This window comes from Janthinobacterium sp. GW458P, from assembly GCF_002127585.1.
Taxonomy (GTDB): domain Bacteria; phylum Pseudomonadota; class Gammaproteobacteria; order Burkholderiales; family Burkholderiaceae_D; genus Janthinobacterium.
The window spans coordinates 101,803-118,789 of sequence record NZ_NEGZ01000001.1; the positions used below are offsets into that span (position 1 = coordinate 101,803).

Consider the following 16,987-nt stretch of genomic DNA (forward strand, 5'->3'; position numbering starts at 1 on the left):
GGTCACCATTGATTGAGCGGCACGCCGTTCAGGCCCGCCTTGGTCGAGCGCGAGGCGACGTCGAACACGTCTTCGCCTTCGCTGGGATTGTCGGGCGGCGAGGCATAGGCGCGCTTGCTCCAGCTGTCGGCCGCGCTGCCGGCTTCCCTGGGCTGGAACGGGTCGCGCGGCAGGCGGCGCAAAAAATAGATGTTCTGCTTCGAGACGCTGCGCTGGTCGGGTACGCCCTCGACCAGTTCCTCGAGCTTCTTCGGATAGCCCGAGGCGCCCAGCGACAGCTTGATGCGGCCATTGTCCGAGGCGCGCTTGTAGGCGTCGATCGCCTCGCGCATCTCGATCAGGGCATTGCGCAATTGCTGCTCCTTCGCCCGTTGCAAGGCCACCTGCGCCATCGGCACGGCCACCGTGGCCAGGGTCGCCATGATGGCCAGGGTGATCATCAGTTCGATGAAGGTAAAGCCTTTATGCTTCACTGGCCACCTTTGCTTGTCTTGTCGGCGGCGGGCGCTTCGTCGCCGCCCGTCATGGGCGAGCCGGCGCGCGGCGGGGCTTGCTCGGGCGCGGCGATTGCTTCCTGTGTGCCGCCCACGCTCGCGCGCCCGCCCACGGACGCCTCGGTGCCGGACCTGAATTCGGCCGTCACCAGGTCCGGGCGGCGGATGCTGCGCAGCAGGCGCGGCGTGATCGACAGCACGATCTCGCTGCGCATGGCGTCGTCCTTCTGACTGCCGAAAAGACGGTTCAGCACAGGCAGTTCGCCCACGCCCGGCACCTTGTTGGCCGTGCCCCGGTCTTCGTCGCTGATCAGGCCCGCCAGCACCTGCGTCTCGCCATCTTTTAAACGCAACACGGTCGACGCGCTGCGCGTGCCGATCTGGTAAGCCTGCGTGCCCGTCTTGCTGATGACTTCCTTGACGACGTTCGACACTTCCAGGTTGATCTTGATGGCTACCTCGTCGTCCAGGTAGACGTTCGGCTCCACGTCGAGTTTCAGGCCCACGTCGATGTAGTTGACGCTGTCGGAACTGACGCCGTTATTCGTCGTGACGGTAATCACCGGCACGCGGTCGCCGATGAGGATCTTCGCCTTTTCCTTGTTGCGCACGCGGATGCGCGGGTTGGCCAGGATATTGCTGTCGCTGTCCGTCTTGTTGGCGTTGACGGTGACGCCGCCGATGCCCAGATTGATATTGTCGCCATTGATGCGGTGCAGGTCCGCCACCTTCAGGCCGCCCAGGCCTCCCGTGCTGCCTGCGACGCCGGCCAGTGTCAGGCTGGCCTGCTCCGGCCAGCGTACGCCCAGTTCCATCAGGCGCGTGCGCTTGACTTCCAGCACCTCGACTTCCAGCATCACTTCCGGGTCGGCCAGGTCCTGCACGTTGATGATGCGCTCGGCCATGCGCACCATTTCCGGCGTATCGCGCAGCATGATGATGCCCAGGCGTTCATCGGTGACGACGTCCTTGGCCTTGAGCAGGGTTTTGATGGAAAACGCCACTGTCTTGACGTCCGCGTTGGCAAGGAAGAAGGTGCGCACCACCAGTTGCTGGTAATCCTTCACTTTTTGTGGCGTGTTCGGGTAAATCGTGATCGACTTGTCGCTGGTGACACTTTGTTCCAGCTGGTTGGCGCCCAGCAGCATGGCAATCGCCTCTTCGATGCTGGTGTCGCGCACGGAAATGGTGGCGCGCAGGGCGGGATCGACTTCCTTGTCGAAGACGAAGTTCAGTCCTGATACCTTGCTGATGAAGTCGAACACGGAGCGCAGGGGGGCGTCGCGAAATTCGAGGGTCACGGGTTTGCGGTAGGCGGCCGCCAGCTTGCCGCCGGCCGGCCGGGCTTTCGCCTGTTCGTCACTGATGCGGCCTTTCAGGGCCAGCGCCTCGCGCTGCGCGGGCCGCTCCTGCAGCACCTGGCGCAAGGCTTCCTGCGCCTGCGCCACATTCGCTTCGCCGCCGCGCTGGTAGCTGGACTGCGCCTCCTGCACCAGCTTGTGGTGCCGCTCGTCCTGCGCCACGCCGGCCAGGCCCCGCTGCGCCACGTCGTTGCTGGCGTCCAGTGCCAGCGCTTGCTGGTACAGCGCCTGCGCTTCGGGCAGCTTGCCCTGCTGGCGCAGCGCCTCGGCGCGGCCATTGAGGTTGTTCAGCGCGCGCATTTTTCCATTGGTGACGGCGATGCGGTACTTGGCATTGGTCGGTTCGGCCCGCGCCGCCTGTTCGAGCAGGGCCAGGCCCTGTTCCGTGCGGCCCGCGCCCAGCATGGCCTGACCGTCGTTGTAGGCCTGGTTGCCGGCGCAGGCGGCCAGCAGGGACAGCATCGGCAGCAGGGTGATGCCAGTACGTGGTGTGCGTCGTTTCAATTGAGGTCCCCTACGGCGAGTGTCTGTTTCTGGTTGAGCGGCAGATAGGTAAATTGCAGGGCGCCCTGCACCACGCCGTCGAAGCGGTAACGCTCCTCGAGCGTGTCGCCGGGGCGCGCCACCACGTTGCGTTCGCCCGCCTGCAGGAAGTAGGCGGCCTTGCCTTCGTCGACAAAGCGGCCAAGGAATTGAAAGGGTAGCGGCGGCGGCGCGTTCGCGTCGACGGCGGCGACAGCGCGCGTGGCCTGCGCGGCCTGCTGGTCGAGCATGATTTTTTTGGGCGTATCCGGCTGCCAGCTTTGCTTGGCGAACAGGGTGGCCGCTTCCTCGTCGTCGGGTCCCCGGCGCGGGGCGATGGCCAGTGCCCGATTGGTTTGCAAGACGGCAGTGGCAGTGGTTGCAGCGAGGAGCGCTGGTGCGACCCGCTCCACCTGGCGCGTGGTGGCCGTGGCCGGTCCCACGATGCTGCCTTCGTCCTCTGGGGCGAAGAGGGCGGCCAGCAAGGTCGCCACGGCGGCGCCTCCCAGTACGGCTTTTTTCATGGGCGCGCCTCCGCCTTCTTTACCAGCAGGATGAACTGGATGCGCGCGTCAATCTCGCCCGCCTCGATCTGCTCGCGCTTGAAGAGCACGGAGTCGAGCGTCAGGGTGGGCAGCTCCTGCAGGGCGTCGACGATAAAGGCTTGCAGCTGCACGTATTCGGCCTTTACGGGCAGGATGATTTGGTAGCGCAAAAAGGCCGTGTTGCCGTCTTCCTGCGGCTTGTAGTCCGCCTTGGCCAGGGTGACGCCGCTCTGTTGCGCCACTTCCAGCAAGGTTTTCAGCTGCTCGGGAATGCTGTCATGCGCGGGCAGGTAGGCGTGGAAGGCGGCCAGGCTGTCGGCATCCGCATCGAGGGTGACGGGGGCGGGCGGCAGCGCCGCCTGTTTCGCCATCACGGCCAGTTGCGCGCGCAATGGCTGCTGGCGTCCGGCGAGGGCATCGCCCTGCTGCACGGCGACGGCGGCCAGCGCCAGGCAGGCCGCGCCGATGGCGCTGGGCCAGCCCAGGGTACGCCACAGGCGCCGCGCTTCCCACGCCAGGCGAGGAGGCATATGCAGCTGGAGGCGTGCGCGGGTCCTGGGCGCGCCGGCTTTTAACACGGGTTTTATTGCCGCCATTGCGCCTCCAGCTGAAAACGGTAAGGGTGTGCGGGCGCGTTCGCATTCGCGTTACTGTTCATCTCGTGCTTGAGCAGATACACGGAGCTGAACATGGGCTGCTGATTCAGGAAGGCCAGGTAGTTGAGCATGTCTTGCGGGGTTTCCGCTTCGGCAGCAATTTTCAGTACGCTGGCGCCATCCTGTCCCTGCTGCGCGTTCAGGTCCAGCCCCAGCAGGGCCACGCGTACGTCGCGCGGCGCCTGTACGGTCTTGACCAGGCGCGTGACGGGCAGGTTGAGCTGGCGCACGGCGGCGGCCACCTGTTTCAGTTCGATGTCGCGTTCGCGCTGCTGGCTCGCCGAGAGGGGCGCGCGTACGGGATGCGCGGGCTGAAGCTGCGCCAGCTGCGCCTCCAGGCGCCGCGTTTCCTGTGCCTGTACCAGCCAGTACATGGCGGCCGGCAGCAGCACCAAGCCGCCCGCCAGGCACAGGGTCAGGCGCCAACCGCGGAAAGTCTGTGCCGCCCCGGGCGGCAGGAATTCCAGACGGCTCAGGCCCATGCGGCCTCCCGCATCAGGTGGGCGGCGTCGGCCACGGCAACGGGTACGAAGCGTTCGTGCAGGTTCGCCTGCGGCACGCCGCTCAGGTCGATCAAGGCCACTTGTTCGATGGCGTCGAGCTGCGGCGCGCGCAAGTTCCAGCGCCGCCACGCCCGATCCAGTTCGTCGCCCCAGGCGGCGGCGCAGGACTGGCTGTGCAGGGCCGTGATGCGCCCGCCGCTGCTTGTCGCCAGCAGCAGCCGTCCCGCTTCCACCAGGGCGAAGGCGGCGGGTTTTCCCCTGGCGATGCTGCGCCAGGCCGGTCCGGCGATCGGTTCGATGGACAGGCAGCGCCGGCCCTGCGCGGCGGCCGCATCCTGCACGCCTTGCAGCAGGGCCGCATCGATGCCGCAGGCCAGGCGCGGCGTGCCGTAAGGTGCATCGTCGGCGGCCAGGCGCCAGGCACGCGCGCCCTCGCCGTAGACGGCGCCGAACTGGCTGTGCAGGAAGCGCTGTGCGCTGGTCCGGTCGAGCAGGGCACCGCTCCATGGCACCATCAGCATGGCGCACCAGCGGCTGGCCAGGCTGACGGCCAGCGGCAGTTTTTTGCCGCCATCGTGTTCGAGCCAGCCGCGCAGGGTGGCCAGCGCCACTTCCCAGCTGGCGTCGGGATTCGCAATGGGCAGGTGAAAGGCGCTGTCGGGCAAGGGATGGCCGGCGCGGCGCAGCACGCCGTGCAGCCCGTGCGGAGCCAGGTGCAGGCACACGGTGGCGCGGGTAAGGCGTTCAATAAGTGACACGATTGAGCTCCGCTAAAGTGGTTTCGCCGCGCCGCACCAGGTCCAGGCCCGCTTCGCGCGCCAGGCGAAAACCGTTGCGCGCCGCCTCTTCCTTCATCTGGCTCAGGGGCGCGCGCGTGCAGATCATTTCGCGCATCGTATCGCTGAGCATCAGCACCTCGGCGACGGCCTTGCGGCCCTTGTAGCCGGTGCCGCGGCAGTGGCCGCAGCCCTTGCCGGCCATGAATTGCCAGTCCTGCACCTGATGCAGGGCCAGGCCGCTGTCGCGCAGCTGCTGCGCGTCGGCCAGCACCTCGGCGCTGGCGTCGACGGCGCAATGGGCGCAATTGAGGCGCAGCAGGCGCTGCGCCACGATGCCGTTCAGGGCCGCCGCAAAGCTGTAGGCATCGACGCCCATGTGCAGGAAGCGGCCGACCACGTCGAACACGTTGTTCGCATGCACGGTGGTAAACACCAGGTGGCCCGTGAGCGCGGCCTGCACGGCGATCTGCGCCGTTTCGTCGTCGCGGATTTCGCCGATCATGATCTTGTCGGGATCGTGGCGCAGGATGGAGCGCAGGCCGCGCGCGAACGTCAGTCCCTTCTTTTCGTTGACGGGGATCTGCAGCACGCGCGGCAGCCGGTATTCGACGGGGTCCTCGATGGTGACGATTTTGTCGCGTCCCGTGTTGATTTCCGTGATGGCCGCGTACAGGGTGGTGGTCTTGCCGGAACCCGTGGGACCCGTCACCAGCAGCATGCCGTGCGGCTTGGCGGCCAGGCGACGGATCTGTTCGATGGCATCCTCGTTCAGGCCCAGGCTTTCCAGGCGCAGCGCCTGCGCCGCCTCCGTCAGCGCGCGCCGGTCGAGCAGGCGCAGCACGGCATCCTCGCCAAAGATATTGGGCATGATGGAAACGCGAAAATCGATCTCCGCCCCTTTCACGCGCACCTTGAAGCGGCCATCCTGCGGGATGCGGCGCTCGGCGATGTCGAGGTCGGCCATCACCTTGATGCGCGAGATGATCTGTTCGGCCATCTGCAGCCCCTGCACCTGGCCCGCCTGCACCAGCACGCCGTCGACGCGGTACTTGATGACCAGGCTGGCCACGTCGCATTCGAGGTGGATGTCGCTGGCCTGGAATTTCAGGGCGTCGTAGATGGTGGAGTTCACCAGTTTGACCACGGGGCTGCTGTCCTCGCTGATGCGGATCAGCGAGATATCCTCGATGCTCTGGTCCAGTCCCGGCACGTCGCTGTCGTCATCCTGGTGCTGCATTTCCTGCATCGCCTGCTGCACGCTTTCCTGCTGCTGCAGGTAGGCGGCCAGGTCGTCCGGATGCGCCAGCGCCACCGTGAAGGGCGTGGACAGGGCGAAGTCGGCCCACTGCAGCAGGTCCTCGCTGAAGGGATTGCCGATGACCAGCACGGGCGGCGCGTCCGGAACGCCAGGTTGCAGCAGCACGCAGTCGCGTTGGGCGCAATCGGTGTAGGGCAGCAGGGCAAAGGCGGGCAGGGCGGCCTGCAGTTCGGTCATCGTCCAGGCCGGATAGCGGAACAGGGCGGCCAGCTGGCGCAAAAAGACTTCGGGTGGCAGGGCCGCCGTTTCCTGCAGCACGGCTATTTGCGGGCGACCCTGGGCCAGTGCGCTGGCATGGGCCTGACGCAGCATGGCTGCGTCGAGCACGGTGCGTTCCTCCTCGCGCGCGTTCATGCCAGGACCTTCACGATAAGGTTCACGACAAGGTTCACGATAAACTCCCGGCCAGTTCAAAGATCGGCATGTACATCAGCACGACCACGCCGCCGATCACCACGCCGATGATGGTCATCAAGAGCGGCTCGAGCAGGCGCGAAGCCCAGTCCACCCAGCGGGCGAATTCCTCGTCGTGGAACTTGGCCGAGCGTTCCAGCATGTCGCCCAGGCGGCCCGTGTTTTCTCCCACCTTCAGCAGCGATTGCGCCACGGGCGTGGCCATGCCGGCCTGTTCCAGCGCGCTGGAAAACGGCATGCCTTCCTGCACCGCGCGGCGCGCCTGCGCCAGCTGCTCCTGCTGCGCCGGCAGCAGCATGGGCGCCACCATGGCCAGCGCCTTGTGCAGCGGGATACCCGCGTGCAGCAGCAGGCTCAGGGCCCGGTAGAAGCGGGCCAGGCGAAATTCGGCCGCCTTGTCCGCCAGCACGGGCAGGCGCAGCAGGTGCAGCACCAGCGCCTGACGCGCGCCGGCATTGGTGATGCCAAAGACCACGGCGGCCACCACGGCGGCCAGCGCGCTGGCGCACAGCAGCGGATGGGCCGCCAGGGTCTGGCCAAAGCCCAGCAGCATTTGCGACATCCAGGGAATCTCGCGGCCCGAGCTTTCATACACGACGCTGAACTTCGGCACCACGTAGCCGAGCAGGAACAGGGTCACCAGTCCGCCGACGACGAGCAGCATGCACGGGTAGATGGCGGCGGAGATGAGTTTTTTGCGGATGGCGTCGAACTGCAGCTGGTAGGCGACAAAGCGCGCCAGCGCCTCGGGCAGGTTGCCTGAGCGTTCGGCCGCGTGCACGGTGGCGATGTAAATGTCGGGGAAGATGTCGGGGAAATCGGCCAGGGTGTCGGAAAAGCTTTGTCCCTGCTGCAGCGTCAGCACGATGGCGGCCAGGGTGCTCTTCGCGCCGGTGCGCGTTTCCTTGTTGTGCAGGGTGGCCATGGCCTCGCCCAGGTTCAGACCCGCTTCTAGGAGGGCCAGCAGCTCCTGGCTGAATTGCAGCAGGTTCAGGCCCTGCTTGCCGGGACGGGCTGCGGCGCCTGCATTCCCGATGGCGCCGTCGTCCACGGCCAGTACGCGCCAGCCGCCGCGCACGGCCGCGCGGATGGCCTCGGCCTCGCTGGCGGCGTCGACGGAAAGTGCCTGGCTGCCCGCCGGGCCCTGCACCTGGAGGTGGAACTGCATCGTCGGCTCAGCTGAGCATGGCGACAGGAGCGGACATGGACAGGCTGCTATGGAGGAAGGCGCGTGCGGTCAAAGTAGGCATCGGTCGGGAACAATCCAAAAAAAGTTCAAGTCGTCGCGGGTACCGGCAGAAAACAAGCAGCAAGCAAAAAGCAGTTGCCTCAGGGTAGACTGGAATTGCAAGAAAATCAATCGTGTTGTGTGACGTGTGCGTGCAGAAAGCCGGCCAGGCCAGTCTGCACGCACTTACCTGCTTACTGGGTGACCAGGCTGACCTTGTCGATCACGAACGAGGTTTGCAGCGATGCATCCTCGGTGGCGGCAAACGAGATCTGCACCGTCTGGCCCTTGTAGGCGATCAGGTCAAACGTACGGATCTGGTAGCCGGCCGCCTTGTTCACGTTCGAGTACGTGGCCAGGGTACCCAGCACGGTGCCGGTGCTGTTCTTCACGGTGACGACCAGCTTGTCGTACACGGTATTGCCCGTTTCCGCCGTGTCGATATGCAGCGCGAAGCTCAAACTGGCCGAGGTGGCGGCTGCCGGAATAGCTACGCTTTGCGTCAGCGATTCACTGGCCGTGGCGCCATTGCCACCCAGCCAGGCGTACTTCGTGCCTTCGTACGCGACTTGTCCAGCAAACGTGCCGATGGCGCCCGTGGTGCCGCTCCAGCCGGTGGCGCCGGACTCGAAGCCGCCGTTCGTCACGCGTTCGGTGGCGCTGCTGGTGCCGACCGTCAGGGTGGCGTTGTTCGACGTGGCCGTCACGGCAGGCGACGAGGAATCCGTCACCGAGGCCTTGAAGACGGCGCCATTGTCCGCCGCCTGCGCCGTGAAGCTGTAGGCGGGCGACGTGGCGCCGCTGATCACGGCACCGTTGCGGTACCAGGTGTAGGTGTACGGCGCCGTGCCGCCGCCCGCGCCCACGGCGAACGAGGCGGTGGCGCCCGGTGCGACGCTGATGCTGGCCGGCTGGCTGGTGATGCTCACCGCGCCGCCCGTCGTCGATTCATCGACGTCGGTGCCAACGTTGATTGCCGCATATGCGCGCTTGACGGCGATCGATTCTGCGCTGCCCACGCCGTACAGTTCCTCAGCTGCCTGCAGCACCTTGTTGCGCGCGTCGGCGTAGTTGGTCGACGAGGTGAACTTGGTGGTGGCGGCCTTGAACCAGATACGGTAAGCCTTGTCGCTGCCGATACCAGTCATGGCCAGCGGGCTTTTGTTCAGGTAGGAGCTGTAGTAGTCGCTGCTCGAGGTGGAGTTCGAGCCTTGCGACAGGAAGTAGAACATGCGGTTGTTCGGGCCGCTGCTGTAGTGGACGTCGAGGTTCTTGATGCTGCTGCTCCACGCATTCGGGCTGCTGCCATCCTTGCTCGGCTTGTACAGCCAGCGCAGCGGCTGGCCATTCTTGGCGATTTCCTTGCCCGTCATCCAATCGTTGCCTGTGTTGGGAATCGTGGTGCCCGTGCCGCCGGCGCGCGCATACGCTTCCACCATTTCGCCGGCGATGTCCGAGCTCGATTCGTTCAAGCCGCCCGATTCCTGCGAGTAGATCAGACCAGAAGTGGCATCCGTGATGCCATGGCCCATTTCATGGCCGATGACGTCGATCGAGCCGAGGTTGTTGAACGCGCTGCCGCCGTCGCCGATGTACATGCATTTGCAGCTGCTGTCGTAGTAGGCGTTGTCGTAGGCCGTGTTGACGTGGGCGGCGATGTGGGTGGCCGTGTTGTTGCCGTCCAGGCTGGACCAGCCCAGCACGTTCTTGTGCGTGTCGTAGGTGTTCATCAGTCCCCACATCGCATTGACGGCCGCTGTCTGGCCGTTGGCGTTGGTGGTGCTGCCACCGCTGATGTACTGCTGGCCATCGCCCCAGGTGTTGCTGGTGTTGCTGTACACGCTGCCCGAGGTGGTGCCGTGGTTGGCGTTCGTGATGGCCATGCCGCCGAAGCTGCCGCCCGTGCCGCGGCTGGGGTCCTTCATGGTGTAGGTGCTGCCCGTGAGCGTGGTATTGAGCGGCACCTGGCCGTTGTACTGGCTGTTGCCGATGCCGGCCACGGTTTTCAGGGCTTTCCACTGGCGCAGGATGCGGCCATCCCTGGCGCTCACGATGGTGTCGTAGTAGACCGGCTTGCTGCCGCTGATCATGCGCGTCTGCACCAGATAGGCCAGCTCGTAGTGGTCGACCACGTCCTGCACGTCGAGAGCATTCAGCGCGGCTTCCGATTTGTTTTCGGCGCCGGCCACGCGTACGGTTTTCATGACGGGGTAGATCAGCAGCTGCGCATGGGGCGGTACATGGTCGACGGCCGGCACGCCGATGCTTTTCACGGCAGCGGCGATGGCGGCGGCGCCGCTGATGGCCGGCGCGGTGTCGATATCGGTGGTGGCGCTGCGGGTGACGGAATTGACGCCGCCGCTGCCCAGGCCCGATGCGCGGTCCGACACGGATTCGCTGACGATGTCGCCGGCGCTGTTGCTGACCACCACCGTCTCGGAACCGAAGACAGGCAGGCCCTTATAGGTGTGCTGTACGCGGCTCACGCGCGTGCCGCTGACGCCCGGATGCTGGGCGCCGACGGCGAAGCCGTGTTCGGTATTGAGGCCGCGGCTGCGCGCCTGTGCTCCCAGCTTGTTGACCAGGCTGGCGTTCTCTTGTGGAGAGGCCTGGGTGACCGGAGCGGCCATCAGGGTTTGTGGCAGCGGCGTGGCGGCATCGGCCGTCGTGGCCATCAGCGGCAGGGCGGCGATGGATGCGGCAACTATCGTCAAACGTAAATTCATTTCTGCTCCATGGTATCGGTTAAGGAAATGGTGAATGAGCTGGCCGCAATGTCTGATGGCCACCCCGGCTTGCCTGGCGGCGGGCGCATGGCCTGCCGTTTTTTTTCTGGCATGACGCCGGGTAGGGGGACACTAAACTTGTCGAGATCGCCATGTCAAAAAATTTAAGAAATGGGTCACTAGGCGAATTTTTGTTAAAAATTGAACATTTATTGACAATGCATCGTAGGAAAGTTTGATTTGTCGCAAGCTGCAAATTTTGTTTTGGACTACTTCTCTCAATGGTGTGTTCTGTTGGAAAAACACTGTTGCATTTTTTAAATATTGCGATCTACACTAGGTCTTCGCGTGGTTCCCAGCGGATCACGCGCAGACAAAAAAGCGCACGCGGCAATGACCGCGTCCAGATACGGCGCATCGGGAAAAAATCGGGAGTTTCACATGACATCAGTTCTGTTTTCTGCTGTTGGTTTCAGCCATTTTCCCTCTGGAGCGGCATTAATGCTGCATCCACCGTCCTAGCCGTCACTACCTTGGTTCTTCCCCCGTAAGGGGATTTTTCAACGAGTCCGACCGCGTCGTCCGGCGTGGCCGCTGGCGCAGTGCATCCTCTTTTTCAGGAAGGGTTGCCGGCTCCTGGTGCGTGCACCGGCATCACCGGCCCTATGAACTATGCTTTCGATAGCGACCAAAGTGGAACAGATCGTGATGGAATCGGCGTTTCTCAGCGAGGGATTGGGCCGGGGTTTGCTCAACCTGTCGGAGCTGGCGCGCCAGCTGCAACCGCAATTGCAGACCGACCTATGGAAACCGGTGGGCCAGGCTGCCGTGGTGATGGCGCTGCGTCGCCTGGCCGAGCGGATGCCGCAGCAGAAAGGTGGCGAGATCGTGCTGGCGCACCGCGCAGGAGAACTGAGCACGCGCAGTGAGCTGATGGTTTTTACCTATCGCTATTCCGACCAGACATATGCCTGCCAGCGCCAGTTGCTGGCGCTGGCCGCGCCCCAGCGTGGCACTTTCATCACGGTGACGCGGGGCGTCAACGAGGTGATGGTGATCTGCAGCCGCAGCCTGCACGCGCTGGTGGAGGAGGTCTTCGGCGCGGAGCAGGAGCTGGCGCGCCTGGAACGGGTGACGGCCGTGACCCTGCACCTGGCCCCCGAGACCTGCTATACGCCGGGCGTGTATCACGCCATCCTCAAGCGCCTGGCCTGGGACCGCATTAATCTGATTAACATCTTCTGCACCTACACGGAGCTGACGCTGCTGCTGGAAGCGTCGCAGACGGGGGCGGCGTTTTCCGCACTGTCGAAAATCGTCGCGCAATGAAAAACGCCCCGCTGCATCGCTGCGGCGGGGCGCTGGAGGGACGCAGCCTGCTTATTTTTCCAGTTGCGTGCGTACGCGGGCGATCGCCGCGCGCACCTGGCGTGGCGCGGTGCCGCCCACGTGGTCGCGTGCGGCAACGGAACCTTCCAGGGTCAGCACTTCAAACACATCTTCGCCCGTCAATGGGGAGAAGGCGCGCAGCTGTTCCAAAGACAGGTCGGCCAGGTCGCAGCCGGCGTCGACACAGGCGCGCACGGCCAGGGCCACCGCTTCATGGGCATCACGGAACGGCAAGCCTTTCTTGACCAGATAGTCGGCCAGGTCGGTCGCCGTGGCATAGCCCTGCAGGGCGGCCGCGCGCATGGCTTCGGGCTTGACGGTGATACCGCCGGCCATGTCGGCGAAGATGCGCAGCGTGTCGATGACGGTATCGACGGTGTCGAACAGCGGTTCCTTGTCTTCCTGGTTGTCCTTGTTGTAGGCCAGCGGCTGGCCTTTCATCAGGGTCAACAGGCCGGTCAGGTGGCCGTAGACGCGGCCCGTCTTGCCGCGGGCAAGCTCCGGCACGTCCGGGTTTTTCTTTTGCGGCATGATCGACGAGCCGGTGCAGAAGCGGTCGGCGATGTCGATGAAGCCGATGCGCGGGCTCATCCAGATCACCAGTTCTTCGGCCATGCGCGACACGTGCATCATCAGCACGGCGGCAGCGGCGCAGAATTCGATGGCGAAATCGCGGTCCGAGACGGCGTCGAGCGAGTTGTGGCAGACGTCGTCAAAGCCCAGCGTTTTTGCCACGCGCAGGCGGTCGATGGGGAAGGTGGTGCCGGCCAGGGCAGCGGCGCCCAGCGGCAGGCGGTTGACGCGCTTGCGGCAGTCGGCCATGCGCTCGGCGTCGCGGCCGAACATCTCGACATACGCCAGCATGTGGTGGCCGAAGGTGATCGGCTGGGCCACCTGCATGTGGGTAAAGCCCGGCATGATGGTGTCGGCATGCTGTTCGGCCAGGTCCGTCAGCGCGCTGCGGAAGGTCGCCAGCAGGGCGGTGATGTCGTCGATGGCGGCACGCACGTACAGGCGGATGTCGGTGGCTACCTGGTCGTTGCGCGAACGGCCCGTGTGCAGGCGCTTGCCCGCATCGCCTACCAGTTCGGTCAGGCGCTTTTCGATATTCAGGTGGACATCTTCCAGGTCCAGCAGCCATTCGAACTGGCCGGCGGCGATCTCCTGCGAAATTTGCGCCATGCCGCGCTGGATTTCGGCGTAGTCGGCCGGGCTGATGATGGCCTGCGCATGCAGCATTTCCGCATGGGCCAGCGAGCCTTCGATGTCGAACAGCGCCAGGCGCTTGTCAAAAAATACAGAAGCTGTGTAGCGCTTGACGAGGTCCGAGACCGGTTCGGAAAACCGGGCCGACCAGGCTTCGCCCTTTTTGGAGAATTGATCAGTCATGAAAGAAGTCCTTTAGTGTAGGGCGATTATAAACAAGGTTGGCCGGCGGTAGGGCTTTTCGGGGCTTGCAGGGCGCGTAAATGGCCAGGAATGGGGCTGGCAAGCCTCAAATGCCACGGCGTGGGCAGCTTGTGCGTTCCATCCGCGCTTTTTGTATTCTGTCCCCAAAATCGTGCGTTTGGTCGCAATCCGATGGCGCTTCAGGGGGGATCGGCCTACAGTTCAATCATCGCAGCACACAACCAGCCACTCAAAGGACACCATCATGAACATCGCCAAAAACATGGAAGCCATCTTCGTTGCCATCATCGCCGTCGCTGCCGCCACCAGCCTGGCCACCGCCGCCGTGCCGAAGTTCCGCGCCGCGCCCGCCCCCATCGTCGCCAGCGCCGATCAAGCCACCATGCACACCGTGTACGTCAGCGCCAAGCGCTTGAGCGCCGAAGAAAAAGCTGCGCTGTAATGCAGGCAGTACGAAAAACATTCGCAGCAAACAGCAACACCGCATCACGGACAGGCAGAACGGGCGGCGCCCCCGGTTCTATCCGGCCCTGGTGACAGCCGCAGCAAAAAGGCAGATGATCGAGTTTTCAACGATAGCAGGGCCTGCGCGATGTCAGATTTGATGATCAGCACCGACAAGGCGGAACTCGACGTTCCAGCCATCCACCAATTTCTCAGCACGCAATCGACATGGGCCATCGGCATCCCGCTGGCTACCGTACAGCGCGCGATCGACCATTCTCTCTGCTTTGGCGGCACGCTGGACGGCCGTCAGGTGGCGTTCGCCCGCGTGGTGACCGATTACGCCACGTTTGCCTATCTGGTCGACGTGTATGTGCTGGACGAATACCGCGGCCGTGGCTACGGCCAGCGCCTGATGGCGGCCGTGATGACCCATCCCGGCTTGCAGGGCCTGCGCCGTTTCATGCTGGCCACCAGCACGGCGCATGGCCTGTATGCGCGCTTCGGTTTTACGGCACCGCTCAAGCCGGAGACGCTGATGGAGCGGTATGTGCCGGGCATCTACCAGCGTTGATGGCCTGCGCCCATAGGCTGGCGCTCACTGCCAGTGCATCAGGCAGGGGGGAATCAGCAGCAGCAGCGCCAGCACCAGGTAAATCAGCTGCAGCGGGATCATCCACTTGGCCCAGGTAATCCAGGGCACGCGTGCCAGCGCCAGCACGCCGACAGTGATGCCGGAGGTGGGGATCATCGGCGTGGTGAATTCACCGAACTGGAAGGCCAGGATCGCCGTCTGCCGCGTCACGCCCACCAGGTCGGCCAGCGGCGCCATGATGGGCATGGTGAGAGCCGCCTGGCCGCTGCCCGAATGGATGAAGAAGTTGATCACCGACTGCATGAAGAACATTTTTTGCGCGGCGAAGACGGGACTCGACGAGGCCACCAGGGGCGTGAGCGCATGCAGGATGGTGTCGATGATCTGTGCGTCGCGCGCCAGGATCATGGTGCCGCGCGCCAGCGCGATGACCAGCGCCACGCTGACCATGTCGCGTGCGCCCTGTACAAAAGAGGCGACCAGGCTGTCCATGTCGAGCCGGCCGACCAGGCCGACGATGATGGCCATCACCAGGAACAGGGCGGCGATTTCATCGATGAACCAGTCGTACTTGACGACGCCGACGACCATCGTCAGCAGGGTGGCCATGAAAATCCACAGCACGGCGCGGTGCGTGCGCGTCATGCCGGCAAAGCTGTCCAGGTCCATCGAGTGCTCGTTGCGCTTTTCGATGTCGAGCAGGTAGGTCGGGCTTTTTTCCGGATGGCGCTTGATGCGCGCCGCGTACCACATCAAGAACACGATGCTGACCGCCGTGGCGATGGCCCATACGATCAGGCGGTAGCCGATGCCGGAAAAGATCGGCACGCCGGCGATGCCCTGCGCGATGCCGACGTTGAACGGATTTAAAAAGGCGGCGGAAAAGCCCACCTGCGAGCCGATGAAGGGAATCGACACGCCGGTGATGGTGTCGTAGCCCAGGGCCAGGGCTAGCGGCACGAAGATCAGGATGAAGGGAATGGCTTCCTCGTTCATGCCGAAAGTGGCGCCGCCCAGAGAAAACATGGTGAAAAAGACGGGAATGATGGCGGCGCGCACGAAGCGCGAACTGGTGTGCGCCTTGGCGATGGCCTTGATCAGCGAGTCGAAGGCCTCCGTCTTTTGCAGCACGGCGAAGGCGCCGCCGACGATCAGCACGAAGCCGATGATCAGGCTGGCGTCGACGAAGCCCTTGATGGGCGCCATCATCAGGGCGGCCAGGCCCTGCGGCTTGTTGTCGACGTAATGAAACGTGCCGGGGATGATCAACTGCTTGCCGTTCACCAGCTGGGTGTCGAATTTCCCGCCCGGCACCAGCCAGGTCGCCAGGGCGATCATGGCCAGGATGCCGCACAGCAGGACAAAGGTATTGGGGAGCTTGAATTTTCTCATGGCGTCATTGGCTCAGCAGGCTGCCGCCGCGGAAGGCGACGGCGCCGGCGACCTTGCCGACGTTCATGCCGCGCAGGACGTGGCGATGCGCGCTGCGCGCGAAAAAGACACCGGCGACGGTGCAGCGCAAGGTCGTTGTCTCGCCGCTGACTGGGTCGATCAGGTCGGCCACGGCGTCGCCGGCGGCCAGCATGTCGCCCATTTCACGCAGGTAGACCAGCACGCCGTGATGCGGCGCGAGGATCGGTTCCACGCCGGCCAGCGGTGTCGGTTCGCATTGCGGCGCGGGCAGGTCGTCGCCGGCGCCGGCGATGTCCAGCACGCCCTCGATGGCGAGAAAGCGCAGCAGGGCGGCGGCGTCGCGTTCGGCCAGGGCGTAGCTTACTTCCACTTCGCCGCGCAATTCGACGGTGGTTGACAGGCAGGCGGCGGGAATCGGATAGCGGCCGCCGAAGTGGTTGTCGAGGTCCCACCACAGGCGGCTGCAGGCTTCGTCGAATGGCTCTTCGCCGGCTGCTAGCTCCAGCAGCACGGCGCGCGCGCCCAGCAGGGCGGACAGGGGCGAGATCTGCGCCGCCAGCGGCGTGCCCGTATAGATATGCAGGGCCGCCTCGTTATCGCAGTGCAGGTCGAGGACGATGTCGGCGTCAATGGCCATGCCCAGCAGGGTTTTTTTCAGCGTTTCCGCATCCGTGCCCGGCCGCCAGGCGGCGACGGCGGCGCGCGCATGCTCGCGTATCAGGGCCACGTTGGCCTTGGCATCCTGTCCCAGTTGGCCGTCGAGCGTGGTTTTCAGTTCATCGGCCACGTGGCGGTAGGCGCGGTTGAAGTTGATGCCGGTGGTCAGGTCGAAGCGGCCGAACGGCGCGCCATGGATGGCCTGCGCCAGGCCGATGGGATTGGCGGCCGGCACCAGGATGATTTCACCGTGTACCTTGCCGGCGGCCTCCAGCGCCAGCAGCTCGCGGCGCAGGAATTGCGACACCAGCATGCCCGGCACCTCGTCCGCGTGCAGCGCCGCCTGGATGTAAACCTTTTTGCCGCTGCGGCTGTCTGCGGCCGCGCCGCCAAAGTGAAAACTGCTCAACTGGCAGGCGACGCTGGCGTGCGGCGTGGAGATGGGGTGCTGGTGTGCTTGCATGGTGATTCGCTCCTACATGGGGCGCGGTTGATGGCTTGCGGTCGATTATGTAGCAATATTTTCACGAAGT

The 16,987-nt window shown here is 64.6% G+C and carries 15 protein-coding genes; 3 read left to right on the forward strand and 12 right to left on the reverse strand.

Annotation, left to right across the window (positions count from 1 at the left end; genetic code table 11):
• Nucleotides 1-2 precede the first annotated feature (2 nt).
• The 9 genes from CBW50_RS00470 to CBW50_RS00510 form a co-directional block, all read right to left on the reverse strand.
• A complete protein-coding gene (locus CBW50_RS00470; RefSeq protein ID WP_301178795.1) occupies nt 3-473 on the reverse strand; it encodes a type II secretion system protein in 471 nt (156 codons plus the stop codon).
• On the reverse strand, nt 470-2,359 hold the full coding sequence (locus CBW50_RS00475; RefSeq protein WP_226935436.1) for a secretin and TonB N-terminal domain-containing protein: 1,890 nt from the start codon (nt 2,357-2,359) through the stop codon (nt 470-472). Before CBW50_RS00475 ends, CBW50_RS00470 begins: the two co-directional genes overlap by 4 nt.
• A complete protein-coding gene (locus CBW50_RS00480) occupies nt 2,356-2,901 on the reverse strand; it encodes a hypothetical protein (RefSeq protein WP_086143686.1) in 546 nt (181 codons plus the stop codon). Before CBW50_RS00480 ends, CBW50_RS00475 begins: the two co-directional genes overlap by 4 nt.
• A complete protein-coding gene (locus tag CBW50_RS00485) occupies nt 2,898-3,452 on the reverse strand; it encodes a type 4a pilus biogenesis protein PilO (RefSeq protein ID WP_226935434.1) in 555 nt (184 codons plus the stop codon). Before CBW50_RS00485 ends, CBW50_RS00480 begins: the two co-directional genes overlap by 4 nt.
• Nucleotides 3,453-3,505: 53 nt before the next feature.
• On the reverse strand, nt 3,506-4,060 hold the full coding sequence (locus CBW50_RS00490) for a hypothetical protein (protein ID WP_086143688.1): 555 nt from the start codon (nt 4,058-4,060) through the stop codon (nt 3,506-3,508).
• A complete protein-coding gene (locus CBW50_RS00495) occupies nt 4,051-4,839 on the reverse strand; it encodes a hypothetical protein (RefSeq protein WP_139842365.1) in 789 nt (262 codons plus the stop codon). Before CBW50_RS00495 ends, CBW50_RS00490 begins: the two co-directional genes overlap by 10 nt.
• The gene (locus CBW50_RS00500) at nt 4,826-6,532 is read right to left on the reverse strand and encodes a GspE/PulE family protein (RefSeq protein WP_086143690.1); all 1,707 of its coding nucleotides are present in this window, start codon (nt 6,530-6,532) and stop codon (nt 4,826-4,828) included. Before CBW50_RS00500 ends, CBW50_RS00495 begins: the two co-directional genes overlap by 14 nt.
• Before the next feature lie 34 nt (nt 6,533-6,566).
• Complete coding sequence (locus CBW50_RS00505; RefSeq protein ID WP_086143691.1) at nt 6,567-7,760, reverse strand: type II secretion system F family protein; 1,194 nt, start codon at nt 7,758-7,760, stop codon at nt 6,567-6,569.
• 254 nt (nt 7,761-8,014) lie between these two features.
• Nucleotides 8,015-10,546, reverse strand: a complete 2,532-nt coding sequence (locus CBW50_RS00510) for a M4 family metallopeptidase (protein WP_086143692.1) — start codon at nt 10,544-10,546, stop codon at nt 8,015-8,017.
• Nucleotides 10,547-11,218: 672 nt separating this feature from the next.
• On the opposite strand from CBW50_RS00510, the gene CBW50_RS00515 reads away from it, so the two are divergent.
• Nucleotides 11,219-11,875, forward strand: a complete 657-nt coding sequence (locus CBW50_RS00515; protein WP_086143693.1) for a hypothetical protein — start codon at nt 11,219-11,221, stop codon at nt 11,873-11,875.
• Between the two features lie 51 nt (nt 11,876-11,926).
• Here the strand turns inward: CBW50_RS00515 and argH are convergent, their stop codons facing one another.
• Complete coding sequence (argH, locus tag CBW50_RS00520; RefSeq protein WP_086143694.1) at nt 11,927-13,324, reverse strand: argininosuccinate lyase; 1,398 nt, start codon at nt 13,322-13,324, stop codon at nt 11,927-11,929.
• 265 nt (nt 13,325-13,589) lie between these two features.
• Between argH and CBW50_RS00525 the strand changes: the two genes are divergently transcribed.
• Nucleotides 13,590-13,787, forward strand: coding sequence for a hypothetical protein (locus tag CBW50_RS00525; RefSeq protein ID WP_076566245.1), 198 nt, complete (start codon nt 13,590-13,592; stop codon nt 13,785-13,787).
• Between the two features lie 162 nt (nt 13,788-13,949).
• Nucleotides 13,950-14,363, forward strand: coding sequence for a GNAT family N-acetyltransferase (locus tag CBW50_RS00530; protein ID WP_253251886.1), 414 nt, complete (start codon nt 13,950-13,952; stop codon nt 14,361-14,363).
• A 24-nt stretch (nt 14,364-14,387) separates the two neighbouring features.
• Here the strand turns inward: CBW50_RS00530 and CBW50_RS00535 are convergent, their stop codons facing one another.
• Nucleotides 14,388-15,776 carry a YfcC family protein gene (locus CBW50_RS00535; protein ID WP_086143696.1) on the reverse strand — a complete coding sequence of 463 codons (1,389 nt, stop codon included), beginning with the start codon at nt 15,774-15,776 and terminating at the stop codon, nt 14,388-14,390.
• 4 nt (nt 15,777-15,780) lie between these two features.
• Nucleotides 15,781-16,917: a succinylglutamate desuccinylase/aspartoacylase family protein gene (locus tag CBW50_RS00540; RefSeq protein WP_086143697.1), complete on the reverse strand. Its 1,137-nt coding sequence runs from the start codon at nt 16,915-16,917 to the stop codon at nt 15,781-15,783.
• Between the last annotated feature and the right edge of the window lie 70 nt (nt 16,918-16,987).